Annotated in this window: 16 protein-coding genes and 1 pseudogene; 5 read left to right on the forward strand and 12 right to left on the reverse strand. The window is 71.2% G+C overall.

The window, feature by feature from the left end; translation table 11 throughout:
• The first annotated feature begins 7 nt into the window (after positions 1–7).
• Positions 8–1,018, forward strand: coding sequence for an XdhC family protein (locus QTH87_RS10135; RefSeq protein WP_286608783.1), 1,011 nt, complete (start codon positions 8–10; stop codon positions 1,016–1,018).
• Here the strand turns inward: QTH87_RS10135 and QTH87_RS10140 are convergent.
• The 7 genes and pseudogenes from QTH87_RS10140 to QTH87_RS10170 all read right to left on the reverse strand — a co-directional run.
• Positions 1,008–1,235, reverse strand: coding sequence for a hypothetical protein (locus QTH87_RS10140; protein ID WP_286608784.1), 228 nt, complete (start codon positions 1,233–1,235; stop codon positions 1,008–1,010). The genes QTH87_RS10135 and QTH87_RS10140 overlap by 11 nt on opposite strands.
• A gap of 51 nt (positions 1,236–1,286) precedes the next feature.
• Positions 1,287–1,703, reverse strand: coding sequence for a hypothetical protein (locus QTH87_RS10145; protein ID WP_286608785.1), 417 nt, complete (start codon positions 1,701–1,703; stop codon positions 1,287–1,289).
• A complete protein-coding gene (locus QTH87_RS10150; protein ID WP_286608786.1) occupies positions 1,697–1,906 on the reverse strand; it encodes a hypothetical protein in 210 nt (69 codons plus the stop codon). The genes QTH87_RS10145 and QTH87_RS10150 overlap by 7 nt, the downstream gene beginning before the upstream one ends.
• Positions 1,845–2,633 carry a hypothetical protein gene (locus QTH87_RS10155; RefSeq protein WP_286608787.1) on the reverse strand — a complete coding sequence of 263 codons (789 nt, stop codon included), beginning with the start codon at positions 2,631–2,633 and terminating at the stop codon, positions 1,845–1,847. The genes QTH87_RS10150 and QTH87_RS10155 overlap by 62 nt, the downstream gene beginning before the upstream one ends.
• Positions 2,634–2,648: 15 nt before the next feature.
• On the reverse strand, positions 2,649–2,774 hold the full coding sequence (locus QTH87_RS10160) for a hypothetical protein (RefSeq protein WP_286608788.1): 126 nt from the start codon (positions 2,772–2,774) through the stop codon (positions 2,649–2,651).
• Positions 2,771–3,040, reverse strand: a complete 270-nt coding sequence (locus tag QTH87_RS10165) for a YceI family protein (protein ID WP_286608789.1) — start codon at positions 3,038–3,040, stop codon at positions 2,771–2,773. The genes QTH87_RS10160 and QTH87_RS10165 overlap by 4 nt, the downstream gene beginning before the upstream one ends.
• A 95-nt stretch (positions 3,041–3,135) precedes the next feature.
• Positions 3,136–3,579: pseudogene (locus QTH87_RS10170) on the reverse strand (hypothetical protein); the annotation flags it as partial.
• A gap of 33 nt (positions 3,580–3,612) precedes the next feature.
• Between QTH87_RS10170 and QTH87_RS10175 the strand changes: the two are divergent.
• Genes QTH87_RS10175 through QTH87_RS10190 form a run of 4 tightly spaced genes read left to right on the forward strand, consistent with a single transcriptional unit; the run spans position 3,613 to position 7,009 of the window.
• Entirely contained in the window at positions 3,613–4,593 is a 981-nt protein-coding gene (locus QTH87_RS10175; protein WP_286608790.1) for a zinc-dependent alcohol dehydrogenase, read from the forward strand.
• 27 nt (positions 4,594–4,620) lie between these two features.
• Positions 4,621–5,034, forward strand: a complete 414-nt coding sequence (locus QTH87_RS10180; RefSeq protein WP_286608791.1) for a 6-pyruvoyl trahydropterin synthase family protein — start codon at positions 4,621–4,623, stop codon at positions 5,032–5,034.
• Positions 5,031–6,113 (forward strand): glycosyltransferase family 4 protein, encoded by a 1,083-nt coding sequence (locus QTH87_RS10185; protein ID WP_286608792.1) that lies wholly within the window; start codon positions 5,031–5,033, stop codon positions 6,111–6,113. Before QTH87_RS10180 ends, QTH87_RS10185 begins: the two co-directional genes overlap by 4 nt.
• Positions 6,110–7,009, forward strand: a complete 900-nt coding sequence (locus tag QTH87_RS10190) for a class I SAM-dependent methyltransferase (protein WP_286608793.1) — start codon at positions 6,110–6,112, stop codon at positions 7,007–7,009. Before QTH87_RS10185 ends, QTH87_RS10190 begins: the two co-directional genes overlap by 4 nt.
• A gap of 19 nt (positions 7,010–7,028) precedes the next feature.
• Here QTH87_RS10190 and QTH87_RS10195 read toward each other — a convergent pair whose 3' ends face one another.
• From QTH87_RS10195 to QTH87_RS10215, 5 genes are read right to left on the reverse strand one after another with little or no spacing between them, the layout of a single operon-like run.
• On the reverse strand, positions 7,029–7,913 hold the full coding sequence (locus QTH87_RS10195; protein ID WP_286608794.1) for a RibD family protein: 885 nt from the start codon (positions 7,911–7,913) through the stop codon (positions 7,029–7,031).
• Complete coding sequence (locus QTH87_RS10200) at positions 7,910–8,812, reverse strand: MraY family glycosyltransferase (protein WP_286608795.1); 903 nt, start codon at positions 8,810–8,812, stop codon at positions 7,910–7,912. Before QTH87_RS10200 ends, QTH87_RS10195 begins: the two co-directional genes overlap by 4 nt.
• 59 nt (positions 8,813–8,871) lie before the next feature.
• A complete protein-coding gene (locus QTH87_RS10205; RefSeq protein ID WP_286608796.1) occupies positions 8,872–9,567 on the reverse strand; it encodes a glutathione S-transferase family protein in 696 nt (231 codons plus the stop codon).
• Positions 9,564–11,192, reverse strand: coding sequence for a (2,3-dihydroxybenzoyl)adenylate synthase (locus tag QTH87_RS10210; RefSeq protein WP_286608797.1), 1,629 nt, complete (start codon positions 11,190–11,192; stop codon positions 9,564–9,566). Before QTH87_RS10210 ends, QTH87_RS10205 begins: the two co-directional genes overlap by 4 nt.
• Before the next feature lie 29 nt (positions 11,193–11,221).
• A complete protein-coding gene (locus QTH87_RS10215) occupies positions 11,222–12,364 on the reverse strand; it encodes an FAD-dependent monooxygenase (protein WP_286608798.1) in 1,143 nt (380 codons plus the stop codon).
• Positions 12,365–12,412 lie beyond the last annotated feature (48 nt).

Below are 12,412 nucleotides of genomic sequence, written 5' to 3' on the forward strand. Positions count from 1 at the left end.
CGCAGGCATGGAAAATCTCGATGTGATGGTGCTGCGCACGCTGCGCGACTGGCGCCTCGCCGGACGCCGCGCGTTGCTGTCGACGGTGGTGCGCACCTGGGGTTCGTCGCCGCGCCCGATTGGCTCGATCATGGCGCTGGCCGAGGACGGCGCGGTGGTCGGGTCGGTCTCGGGCGGCTGCATCGAGGACGATCTCATCGCGCGCTACAGCCGTGCCCATGGCGATGGCGCCATGCCTACGGGCGCACCGGCGCTGGTCAAGTACGGCATCACGGCCGACGAGGCGCATCGCTTCGGCCTGCCCTGCGGCGGAACGCTCGAACTGCTGCTCGAATACGACCCCGACGCCGACGCGCTCCAGACCCTGGTGGCGGCCCTCGAGCAGGGGCGGCTGATGCAGCGCAGCGTGACGCTGGCCGACGGCACGGTGGCACTCTCGGAGGCCGCCGCGCCGCAGGAACTGCGCGTCGACGATCAGGTGCTCGTCAACACCTTCGGCCCCGAATACCGCATGCTGCTGATCGGCGCGGGGCAGCTGGCCGAATACCTCGCGACGATGGCGAAGTTCAGCGGCTTTGCGGTGACGCTGTGCGATCCGCGGGCCGAGTACCGCACCACCTTCGACCAGCCCGGCGTGGCGATGACCACCGAGATGCCCGACGACGCCGTGACCGCGTTCCGGCCGGACCGCCGCACCTGCGTGGTCGCGCTCACTCACGATCCCAAGCTCGACGACCTGGCCCTGCTGGAGGCGCTGCAAAGCGAGGCCTTCTACGTCGGCGCGATCGGCTCGCGCCGCAATGCCGAGGCGCGGCGGCAGCGCATGATCGAGCACTTCGAGCAGACCCCCGATTCGCTCGCCCGCCTGCGCGGACCGATCGGCATCTACATCGGAAGCAAGACGCCGTCCGAGATCGCGGTCAGCGTGATGGCGGAGATCCTGGCGGTGAAGAACGCGGTCACGTTGCCGCGCGAGGCCGACGTGGCGGTGGCCAAGGCGGCCGTACTCAGCGTTTAGTGGGCCCGAACAGCCCCGCGAGGAAGGTGGTGTTGCGACCCATGGCGCGACGCATCTCGCTCGACTCCTGCGAATCGGCGCGTGCCATCGAGAACACGAAGGCGCCCGCGATCAGCGCGAAGCAGACCAGTGCCGCGATCACGAGGCCGGTGATGCCGGCCAGGTAATAAGCGGCGGCAATGACCGCGATGTTGAGCAGAAGGAGGATGGCGCGCATGCATCGCAGGCTAGCAGACATCCGGCCCGCCGGCGCGTGAAAAACTGCCCGCTATGGCCGAGACCTTGCGTCCGGCGGCGCCCGGCTGCCGTTTTCGGGCGCGGCATCGAAGGCCGCGAGCAGCAGCGGCGTCGGGGCGTGCATCGGCAGCGTCGCGGGTTGCATCGGCGCCATCCCCGGCGCGAAGCCTGCCGCCGCGAAGCGCCGCAACAGTGCCGCGTCGTTGCTGACGATGTGCACCGGCACTTCCCAGGAAGCGCCAGGGCCGCTCACGCTGGCCATCGGCTGGTGGTCGCCGATCACGATCGTGAGCATGCGGGGCGGTGCGCGATGCGCCAGCCAGTCGCCCAGCCATTCGAAGCTGCCGGCCAGCGCCTCGAGATAGGCCGGTACCGGCTCGAGCCACGACACCGGCGCATCGAGCGCTTCGGCCAGCTGGTGCGGCGTGTAGGCCTGCGCGGTCAGCAAACGCTCCAGTCGCTCACGTAGGGCGCCAGCGGACGGAAGGGCGCGTGGCTCGCGAGCGTCGGGAACACGATCAGCCGCGGCGCCCGCCGCTCCGGTTGCTCGGCCAGTTCCTGCGCCTGCAGCAGCGCCATCGAGGCCTGGTCAGGAATGCGCCAGTGGCCGAAGGCCGGGCCGGCATAGCCGATGGTGCCGGCGTCGGCCACGCGGTCGAAGCCGTAGAAGCGGCCCTCGGGCCACGGCTTTTGCAGGCCCGGCATCCAGCCCACGGTGCGCCAGCCCCGGGCGGCGAAGTGGCTCACGAGCGTGGGCCTGTGCCGTATCGTCGAGCGTGCTCACGCCGTAGGACTCGGCAAACAGCAGCAGCACGTCGGCGCCCGCAAGGCCGGCCAGCGTGCCGTCGAAGGCCGGGCTCGGCGACAGCTGCCGGTCGCTGCGGCCGGGGGCCAGCTGGCCGGCGATCAACTCGGCCTGGCGCGCCACGATCGGCGCGACAGGCATCGAGAAGAACCAGCGCGTGTTGCGCCCGCCCACGCCCTGCAGCATGAAAGCGGCCAGCAACCCCAGGCCGACCAGCACGAGCAGGGGCAGCGGCTGTCGCCAGGCCAGCTGGCGTGCGATCGACGACCAGCAGCCCTGCGCGAGCCGGTAGAGGGCGACGACCATCGCGACGACTGCCACGGCGCCGAGCGCGATCTGCACGCGCGAGACGTTGCCTATCGCAAGCACCTCGAACAGGTGGCGCCCGTCCCAGTAGAGGTTGATCTGGCGGCCGAACACCGCCGAGGCCGTGACCTCGGCATAGCGCGTGACGACCCAGAAGGTGGTGAGGAGCGCGAGCAGGCGCAGCATGCCGGGGCCGACACCGCCGCGCAGCCGGACCCAGGCCGCGAGCGCGAGCGTTGCCATCGACAGCTCGAAGGACAGCCGCAACGCCGGCACCGCCCATCAGGTCGGCCACAGGTTCTCGAGCGTGAGCAGCCCGTTCAGCAGCGCGAACGGCGGCGCCAGGTGCAGCAGCCAGCGGCCCCAGCCCGGCCATGGCCCGGCGCCCGGCGCCGTGCCTTCGTTCACTTGCGTTGCGCCTCGAACTCGACGATCAGCGGCACCTCGTCGCCGACCCATTCGTTGGCAACGCCATAGTTCATGCCGTGCGCGCTGCGCCCGAAGCTGCCGCGCGCCGACACGCCATCGTGTAGACCTTGTCGATCGGCGACGGGCCGATCCGGTTGAGCGTGGCGGTGAGCGTCAGCGGCTGCGCGGCCGAGCAGCTCGAGCTGGCCCGGGACCTCGAAGCTGCGCTCGCCGGTGCGGCGCGCACCCGCCGCGGTGAAGACCATGCGCGGGAACTGCGACGCGTTGAGGAAGTCGGCGCTCTATCGAAGCGGGCACCGAACGCGCTCGAGATGCCCTGGCTGCGCGCCAGCGGACCGTCGAGCGCATCGAGCAGCGCTGCCGTGGTGGCGATCGCGACCGCACCCCAGGCCAGCGCCTCGGCGTGTTCGCCGAGCGGCTCGCCGACGCCGGCGGCCAGCAGCGCCACCAGCGCGAGTCGGCCCAGCGTCACGCGGTTGGCGGCGCCGAAGCGCGCGTGGGTTCCATGAGCCGGGAGCGCGCGCAGAACGAGTGCGAAGGCGAGGCCGAAGACGATCGCCGCGCGCGCGACGAAAGCAGGTTCGAGCCCCGATGCGAGCGCGACCCCGGCGGCCAGCACCACCAGCAGCGCCAGCACGACGAGGCCTCCGCGCGTGGCATCGCGGCGCAGCGCCGCAGCCCGCGCCGCGGGCTCGACCATCGGACCGGTGGCAGTCTGCGAGGGCATCGCCTTAAGATGGCTTTCCATCGCTTCGAACCTCCATACGCTCGCAGCCGCGAGCATCCATCGAGCATGCCAGCATATTCGCCCCCCGTCATGTCAGCCAATGCCCATGCCCGTGCCTGCTGGATCGAGGCTCCCGGGCGCGCCGCGATCCGCGACGAGCCCGATATCGCCGCGGCCGAAGGCGAAGTGCTGGTGCGCGCGCTGCACAGTGGCGTGAGCCGAGGCACCGAACTGCTGGTGTACCGCGGCGAGGTGCCGCCCAGCGAGTTCGAGCGCATGCGTGCGCCCTTCCAGCGGGGCGATTTTCCGGGGCCGTTGAAGTACGGCTACGCAAGCGTGGGCCTCGTCGAGGAAGGTCCGCCCGCGCTGCTTGGCCGCCATGTCTTCTGCCTGTACCCGCACCAGACCCGCTATGCGGTGCCTGCCGCCGCGGTACACCTGCTGCCCGATGGGCTGCCACCGGCACGTGCCGTGCTGGCCGCCAACATGGAGACGGCAGTCAATGCGCTGTGGGATGCGGCACCGCGGGTCGGCGATCGCATCGCGGTGGTCGGCGGCGGCGTGCTGGGCCTCCTGGTGGCGTGGCTGGCCTCGCGCCTGACGGGCTGCGAGGTCGAGCTGGTCGATGTGCAGGCCTCCCGAGGCGAAGTCGCCGGGCGGCTCGGCCTCGGCTTTGCGCTGCCTGCGGACGCGCGGTCCGACGCCGACGTCGTGCTGCATGCGAGCGGCCAGCCCGAAGGCCTGGTCACGGCCCTGGGCCTGGCCGGATTCGAGTCCGTCGTGACCGAGCTCAGCTGGTACGGCCGGCACTCGGTCTCGCTGCCGCTCGGGGAAGCCTTCCATGCGCGCCGGCTGCACCTGCAGGCCTCGCAGGTGGGCCATGTGGCGGCGGCCCAGCGCGCGCGCTGGTCGCACCAACGCCGCCTGGCGCTGGCGCTCTCGCTGCTGCGCGATCCGGTGCTCGATGCACTGGTCACCGACAGCGCCCCTTTCGAAGAACTGCCGGCCGTGCTCGCGCGGCTTGCGGCCGGCGCGCCCGAAACGCTTTGCCAGCGCATCGACTACACCTGATCCTCCATCGAACCCCAAAGGAAGCGCATGTACAGCGTCAACGTCCGCGATCACTTCATGATCGCCCACAGCTTTCGCGGCGCCGCCTTCGGCCCGGCGCAGCGCCTGCATGGCGCGACCTACGTGGTCGATCTCGAACTGCTCCGCGCCGAGCTCGATGCCGACGGCATGGTGGTCGACATCGCGTTGGCCACCGAGGTGCTGCGCAGCGAGCTGGGCGCACTCAACCTGCGCAACCTCGACGACGAGCCGGCGTTCGCGGGGCGCAACACCACCACCGAATTCATGGCGCGCGTGATCTTCGATCGCATCGCGGCGCGCATCGCGGCAGGCGACCTGGGTCCGCATGCCGGCGGCCTCGCGAGCCTGCGGGTGCGGCTCAACGAGTCGCACGTGGCCTGGGCCGCCTACGAGGGTGCGCTGCCGGCGCGGCCTGCATGAGCGATCGGCACTGCAGCTTCCTGGTGCCGGGCGACATCTACACGCGTACCGGCGGCTACACCTACGACCGCCACATCATCGACGGCCTGCGCGCCGCGGGCTGGCAGGTCGATCTCGCCGCGCTCGGCGACAGCTATCCGGAGCCCGACGCCGCGGCGATCGCGCGAACGCGCGAGCTGATCGAATCGCTGCCCGATGGCACGCTGGTGGTGGTCGACGGCCTGGCCTTCGGCGCCATGGACCGGATCGCGGCTGCTCATGAACGCCGCCTGCGCTGGGTGGCGCTGGTCCACCATCCCCTGGCGCTCGAGACCGGCCTCTCGGCCGATCTGCGGCAGCGGCTGTTCGAGAGCGAGCGGCGCGCGCTGGCCGCGGCGCGGCACGTGATCGTCACCAGCCGTTCGACCGCGCGAGCGCTCGCGGACTTCGATGTCTCGGCCACGCGCGTCACGGTGATCGAGCCCGGTACCGCGCGGTCGGCGCTGGCGGCCGGCTCGGGGGCGCCGGCGCCGTCCTTGCTGTGCGTGGCCACGATCACGCCGCGCAAGGGCCATGCCCTGATGGTCGAGGCGTTGGCCGCACTGCGCGATCGACCGTGGACGCTGCATTGCGCGGGCAGCCTCTCGATGGACCCGGCCTGCGCGACCGGCTTGCGTGCCGCCATCCGGCGCCACGGCCTGGAGGACCGCATCGTGCTGCATGGCGAGCGCGACGAGGCCAGGCTGGAGGCGCTCTATGCCGCGGCCGACGTCTTCGTGCTGCCTTCGTTCCACGAGGGCTACGGCATGGCGCTCGCGGTCGCGCTCGCCCATGGGCTGCCCGTGGTCAGCACGCTCGCGGGCGCCATCCCCGACACCGTGCCGTCCACCGCGGGGCTGCTGGTGCCGCCCGGTGATGTCGAGGCCCTGCGCGACGCCCTTCGGCAGGTGCTCGACGATGCCGGGCTGCGCTCGCGCCTGGCGGCCGGCGCGCGCGAGGCGCGGGGGCAGCTGCCGACCTGGGACGACAGCGCGGCAGCCTTCGCGCGCGCGCTCGAGCAGGTGGCAGGCCAGCCATTCGACGCGACGAAGGCGCCATGACCGGTTTCAGCGCCGACTGGCTCGCCCTGCGCGAACCCTTCGACCGGGAAGCGCGCGCGAACACGGCGCCAGGCCTCGGTCTGCACGCGCTCGGCGACCGGCTGCGCCGCGGGCGCGCCCGGATCGAAGTGCTCGATCTCGCGTGCGGCACCGGCGCCAACCTGCGTGCGCTGGCGCCCGAGCTTCGCGGCGATCAGCGCTGGGTCGCGGTCGACCATGACGCGCAATTGCTCGCGCAACTGCCGGTCTCGATGGCCCGCTGGGCGATGGACTGCGGCTTTGACTTTCGCGGCGGCGGCGGCGCGGAGCCTGCCTCGATCGGTGGCCCCGGGTGGCATGTCGAATTCGAGACGCTGCAGCTCGACCTCGTGCAGTCGCCGGACATGCTGCCGCTGGCGGGCGTCGACCTCGTCACGGCCGCTGCCTTGCTCGACCTGGTTTCCGCGAACTGGCTCGACGATCTGCTGGCGCGGGTCGCAGCATCGCGGCCGGCGCTGCTGTTCGCGCTCAGCGTCGACGGCCGTCTGCACTGGGAGCCGGCGCTCGAAGGCGATGCGGAAGTCGCCCGGCTGTTCGCCGCGCACCAGCAGCGCGACAAGGGCTTCGGTCCGGCCCTCGGTGGCGCGGCGCCGCACTGGGCGGCTGCACGTCTCGACACGCCGGGCCTGGAGTTGCACGCGGCAGACAGCGACTGGCGCATCGACGGCGGCGACGGTCCGGCCGCGCAGGCGATGCTCGCGGCGATGGTCGATGGCATCGCTTCGGCCGCAATCGAACAGGACCCGGCAGCACTATCCCGCGTGCTCGAATGGAAGCTGCAGCGTCTCGACGCGCTCGCACGGAGCCTTCTCGTGGTCGGCCATCGCGACCTGCTCGCGATACCGCTGACTTCCTGATTCGTCCGCCGCTCGCGGCTCAGCCTGCGGCGGCGCGCAGGTCCAGGTCCCACAGCACGTCGGCGCCCATGCGGTAGATGCGGGTCGCGGGCCTCGGGCAGTCGCGCATCGCCGCCTGGCGCGGCAACTGGAGGCCGAGTCTCCCGCTGCCGATCAGCACCGGCGCGATGCTCAGGTGAAGACGGTCCATGCATCCCTCGGCGATGAAGCGCGAGACCGTGACGCCGCCGCCCTCGACGAACAGCAGGTGCAGCCCGAGCTGGCCGAGCGCCGTTTGCAGCGCGCGCAGGTCGGTGCTGCCGTCGGGCCGCATCAGCGCCGTCACGCCGAGCACCTGGTCGGGGCCGATGCGCGATGCGGCCGCATCGGCCCTGCGCGCATCGCAGGCCAGCAGGGTCGGCGCCTGGCGGTCGCTGAGCACACGCAGCGTCGCGGGCAGGCGCAGATCGGGATCGATCACGACGCGCACCGGGTTCGGACCTTCGACACGGCGCGTGGTGAGCTGCGGATCGTCGATGGCCGCGGTGCCTGCGCCCACGATCACCGCGTCGCAGAGGGCGCGCAGCCGGTGCAGGTGCACCAGCATCTCGGGGCCGTTGACGAAGTTGGAGTCGCCGCCGTGCGTGGCGACGCAGCCGTCGAGGCTCTGGCCGAGCTGGCCCAGGGTCCAGGTCGCGCCGGGCCGCGGGCGGTCGAGCAGTGGCTTCAACAGTTCGAACAGCTCGATCGCCTCGTCGCCCCACAGACCCTGCAGCTCGAAGCCCCGGGCTTCGCTCCATGCGATCGGGCCGCCCGCCTCGGCAGGCGGCGGCGCCGCGGGGCCGCGCCGGCGCGCCGCGATGTCGAGGCACAGGGGCCACAGGGCGTCGATGCCGGGGAGGGTTGAGGCAGGTGAGGGCATCATGGGACGGTTTGCCAGCGTGGCGTGTAGTAGGGGTCGTCGCCGGCGGCCGCTGCCTCGGGTCCGCGCCCGTGCAGTGCCAGTGCGATGGCGGCGCCGGCCCAGAGCGCGGCGACCAGCGCCACGATCAGGGGATCGATCGCCGGTCGTGCGGCGCTGCCGCCCGTCCGGCCGCGCCGCGCCGCGCGCAGTGCCCAGCGGACCGGAGGACCGCTGCAGAGTGCCAGGGCCAGCAGCAGCAGCACCTCGGGCGCCACCGGCGTGAGCAGTGCGACGGTCTGCACGAGCGTGAGCCAGGCCATCACCGAGACGACGGCCACGGCCATGCCGAAGCACACCCTCGGACGCGGCCAGAGCCACAGCGCGAATCCGGCCACGGCGGCGGCGATCGACAGGCCGAGTTCGCACAGCAGGGCCGAGCCCGAGACGAAGGCCACGGCTGCGAGCCCGAGGCTGGCCACCATGAGAGCGGCCGGTCCCGTGGCGTCGTCGATCGGTGCGTTGAGTACCGCGGCAATGGCGATCGCGCCGGCGCACCAGATGGCCGCCTGCCAGGCCAGGGGCGCATCGCCGAGACCCAGAAGCACCAGGGCCCACATCACGCAGCCGGCCAGCCAGCTGGTGCGCCGGACGGCGCGCATCCCTTCGAGTCCGAATCCGAGCAGGGCGGCCGCGACGTAGATCCAGGGCAGTTCCTCGGTGATGCTGCCGGGCCAGAGCTGCCATCCGAGCGCCGAGGCCGAGGCCACGATGATGGCCGGCGCGACGCCGGCGCCGGCCCAGCGCCGGCCACGAAGCTCGCCGAGCACGCGGCCGACGAGCCCGAGCAGCAGGCCGCTCGCCGCGAACGAGAGCAGCAGCGGCAGTGCCACGCTCTCGAACAGCGGGTGGTGCAGGTCCATGCCCCTGTTATGCCGGCGAGATGCGGTTGCCGTCAATCAGCCGCGGCAGGCCGCCGGTGTCATCGGGCGGCCTCCGTGGACGGCGGCGTGCGCGTGGACGGCGAGGCTGGCACCCCCTGCGCCACGGCCGCCTCCTGCTGGGCCGCGAGCGCGCGATGGAAGCCCGGGCGCTGCTGCAGCCGTTCCCAGTAGCCGGCCACTGCGGGCGGGAAGCGCGGCACGAGGTCGATCTCGTTGGCGAGCATCAGCGCATAGCCGACCGAGATGTCGGCGGCCGTGAAGCGATCGGCCACGAGGAATTCGTGCCGGGCCAGCACTGCCTCGATGCCCCGCAGGCGCGAGATGAACCACTTGGCATAGTCGTCGGCGGCCTGCGGCAGCTTGCGTTCGGGGGACTCGAAATGGCCGTAGCGCAGCACGATGGTCTGCGGGAAGGTCAGCGTCGCCTCGCCGTGGTGCAGCCAGTTGAGCCAGGCGCCGTAGCCGGGTTCGCCGGGCCGGACCGCGAGGCCGTGCCGGTTGTCGGGATCGCAGCGCTCGGCCAGGTACTGGCAGATCGCCGACGACTCGGTCATGCGCGTGTCGCCGTCCACCATCAGGGGCACGGTGCCGAGCGGGTTGAGCGCCAGATAGCTGCGTTGCAGCACGCGCGGCGGGAAGGGCAGCATGTGCAGCAGGTAGGGCGCGTTCAGCTCCTCGAGCGCCCACAGCGCCCGGAACGAGCGCGCGCTGATGCAGTGATGAAGTTCGATCATCCGACCAGCCTTTCGCGCAGTTCGCGCTTCAGAATCTTGCCCACCGGGCTCACGGGAAACTCGGCCATGACCTCGAGCCGCTCGGGCAGCTTGAAGGAGGCGATCTTCTGCCCGCGCAGGTAGCCGACCAGCTCGTCGAAGCTCAGCGTGGTGCCGGGCTGCAGCACGACGCAGGCGCAGGCCCGTTCGCCGAACACCGGATCGGGCAGCCCGACCAGTGCCACGCCGACCACCTGCGGCAGTCCGAAGATCAGGTTCTCGATCTCGTCGCAGCTGATCTTCTCGCCGCCCCGGTTGATCAGGTCCTTGCGTCGTCCCTCGGTGAAGACATGGCGGCCGCGCTTTCTCACGATGTCGCCCATGCGGTAGAAGCCGTCGGCGGTGAAGGCCTCTGCGTTCTTCTCCGGCGCGCGGTAGTAGCCGCGGATGGTGTACGGCCCGCGCACCACCAGCTCGCCGGCCTCGCCATCGGGCACTTCGCGGTCGTCGTCGTCGAGCACCTTGATTTCGTCGTGCGCGCTGACCGGCGCGCCCGAGCTCTCGAGCAGCAGCGCGTCGGTGTCGTCGAGCCGCGTCATGTTGATCAGGCCCTCGGCGGTGCCGTAGATCTCCTGCGGCGTGCAGCCGAGCTGCCGGCGCATCCGCTGGCGCAGCTCGGGCGCGAGCCGCGCGCCGCCGTTCTGCACCACCCGCAATGACGAGAGATCGAAGCGCCCGGGCACATCGCTGTCGAGCCAGTTCGTGATCAGCGGCACCACGCTCGCGATCACCGTGACGCGCTCGCGCTGCACCGTCGCGAACACCGTCTCGGCATCGGTGCCGGTCGCGATGACGACCGTGCCACCGGCGCTGAAGGTGCCCAGGAGCCCCGGCGATGCGAGGTTGTAGTTGTGGCCGAGCGGCAGGATCGCCATGAACACCGTGCTGCCGTCGAAGCCTGCGGCGTCTGCACAGAGCCGCGCGTTGAGCACGTAGTCGTTGTGGGTGCGCGGGATCAGCTTCGACACCGAGGTGGTTCCGCCCGACAGCAGCATGGTCGAGACCTCGTCGGGCGAGGGACGCACCGCGCGCAGCCGCGCCGCCGATTCGCGGTCGGTGACCTCGTCGCCGGCGATCAGCGGATCGAGTGCGCGCTGCCCCGGTGCCGGCTCGCCGGCCACGATCAGGTGGCGCAGCGAGGAGAACTCGGCCGCCAGCTCGGTCGCCATGGGGCGGTAGTCGAAGCTGCCGATGACGTCGGGCAGCAGGTAGGCGGTCGCGCCCGAGGCGCGCACGAAGTGGCGCACTTCCGCATGCCGGTGGGCGCGCAGCGCCATCACGGGAATGGCGCCGATCCAGTTGAGCGCCAGGTAGGCGATCACGAACTCGGGCACGTTCGGCAACTGCACCACGACGCGATCGAGCGGCTTCAGCCCGAGGTCGAGCAGGTTGACCGCGAGCCGCCGCGCGTCGCGCACCAGTTCCTCGTAGCTGATGCGGCGGTCGCCGAAGACCAGCGCGTCGCGCGTAGGCGCCGCGTGCATGGCGCGCTCGACCATCTCTGGCACCGTGATGTCCTCCCAAAGGCTGAGCCGGCGGAATTCGCCTGCGGCCTCGTCGGGCCAGGGGACGCAGCCTTCGAGCATGGTGGCTCCTCGATTCGGATGGGAAGAGATCAGAACACGCGTTCGGGATGCAGCCGCTCGTAGGCCGCCGCCAGTTCGGGATCGCGCGCGCGCACGTCGGCGTGGTCGACGCGGCCGCTGCGCGTCACGTAGTCGTAGGCGAAGGAAATCGGGTCGAGCGGCAGCCGGGGTGCCAGGTCCTCGTACCACTCACAGCTCTTGATCGCCGCCTTCTGCAGGGAGTCGGAGCCTGGCTGGCGGATACGCACGAAGGCCTCGAGCATCTTCGGTACATCGGCGCCGCATTCCCTGTACGCCTCGAACAGAGCGATCGAATCCTGCATCGCGAGGCGGGTGCCCGAGCCGACCGAGGGATGGCCGGTGCGCAGCGCATCGCCGATCAGCACGATGTTCTTCCAGTGCCAATTGCGGTTCTTGACGATGGTGTAGCGGAACCAGTTCGACTTGTTCGACAGCAGCGCATGGCCCTCGAGATCCTCGGCGAAGACCTTCTCGCACCAGGCCATGCTGCGGGCCTCGTCCATGCGCGCGAGGCCGGCGCGCTCGAAGGTGGCCGGATCGACCTCGACCAGGAAGGTGCTGTGGGTGCGGCTGTAGCGGTAGGTGTGGGCGATCGCGAGGCCATCGGGGTTCTGGCGGAAGATCAGCGACAGCGGATCGAAGAGCCGCGTGGTGCCGTACCAGGCGAGCAGGTTGGGCCGCTCGTCCAGGCTCGGGCCGAACTGCTCGGCGTAGCGGCTGCGGAGCGCGCTGTTGGCGCCGTCCGCGGCGACGATCAGGTCGGCGTCGGCGAAGGCATCGCCGACGTCGTCGACGCGGCGCTCGAACTCGATCGCGACGCCGACCGCGCGGCAGTGCGCATGCAGGGCCCCGAGCAGGTCGATGCGGGACATGCGATGGAAGGTGTTGTGGGCCAGCCTGACCTGAACGCCCCGGTGCACCACGGCCATCTCGTCGAACACTTCCTGGCGCTCGGTCATGGCCTCGTAGAGCTCGGGTGCGATGTCGCGCACGAAGGCCAGGGCGACGTCGGAGAACACCACGCCCCAGCCATAGGTGGCGTCTTCGGCATCGCGTTCGTAGACGCGGATGTCGTGCGACGGGTCGTCGCGCTTCATGAGGTAGGCGTAGAACAGGCCGGCCGGGCCGCCGCCGACGATGCGAATCTTCATCTGCGTTGTCTCTCTGCGTTGTCTTTCCGGCTTGGATCGCCGCCTCCA

The organism is Variovorax jilinensis, from assembly GCF_030316885.1.
Lineage (GTDB): Bacteria > Pseudomonadota > Gammaproteobacteria > Burkholderiales > Burkholderiaceae_C > Variovorax > Variovorax jilinensis.

Excerpts from the sequence above, each read along its gene's own strand:
- QTH87_RS10180 (WP_286608791.1), top strand. The coding sequence starts at position 4,621 with ATGTACAGCGTCAACGTCCGCGATCACTTCATGATCGCCCACAGCTTT.
- QTH87_RS10215 (WP_286608798.1), bottom strand. The coding sequence starts at position 12,364 with ATGAAGATTCGCATCGTCGGCGGCGGCCCGGCCGGCCTGTTCTACGCC.
- QTH87_RS10190 (WP_286608793.1), top strand. The coding sequence starts at position 6,110 with ATGACCGGTTTCAGCGCCGACTGGCTCGCCCTGCGCGAACCCTTCGAC.
- QTH87_RS10195 (WP_286608794.1), bottom strand. The coding sequence starts at position 7,913 with ATGATGCCCTCACCTGCCTCAACCCTCCCCGGCATCGACGCCCTGTGG.
- QTH87_RS10140 (WP_286608784.1), bottom strand. The coding sequence starts at position 1,235 with ATGCGCGCCATCCTCCTTCTGCTCAACATCGCGGTCATTGCCGCCGCT.
- QTH87_RS10135 (WP_286608783.1), top strand. The coding sequence starts at position 8 with ATGGAAAATCTCGATGTGATGGTGCTGCGCACGCTGCGCGACTGGCGC.
- QTH87_RS10175 (WP_286608790.1), top strand. The coding sequence starts at position 3,613 with ATGTCAGCCAATGCCCATGCCCGTGCCTGCTGGATCGAGGCTCCCGGG.
- QTH87_RS10185 (WP_286608792.1), top strand. The coding sequence starts at position 5,031 with ATGAGCGATCGGCACTGCAGCTTCCTGGTGCCGGGCGACATCTACACG.
- QTH87_RS10200 (WP_286608795.1), bottom strand. The coding sequence starts at position 8,812 with ATGGACCTGCACCACCCGCTGTTCGAGAGCGTGGCACTGCCGCTGCTG.
- QTH87_RS10205 (WP_286608796.1), bottom strand. The coding sequence starts at position 9,567 with ATGATCGAACTTCATCACTGCATCAGCGCGCGCTCGTTCCGGGCGCTG.
- QTH87_RS10165 (WP_286608789.1), bottom strand. The coding sequence starts at position 3,040 with ATGGTCTTCACCGCGGCGGGTGCGCGCCGCACCGGCGAGCGCAGCTTC.
- QTH87_RS10210 (WP_286608797.1), bottom strand. The coding sequence starts at position 11,192 with ATGCTCGAAGGCTGCGTCCCCTGGCCCGACGAGGCCGCAGGCGAATTC.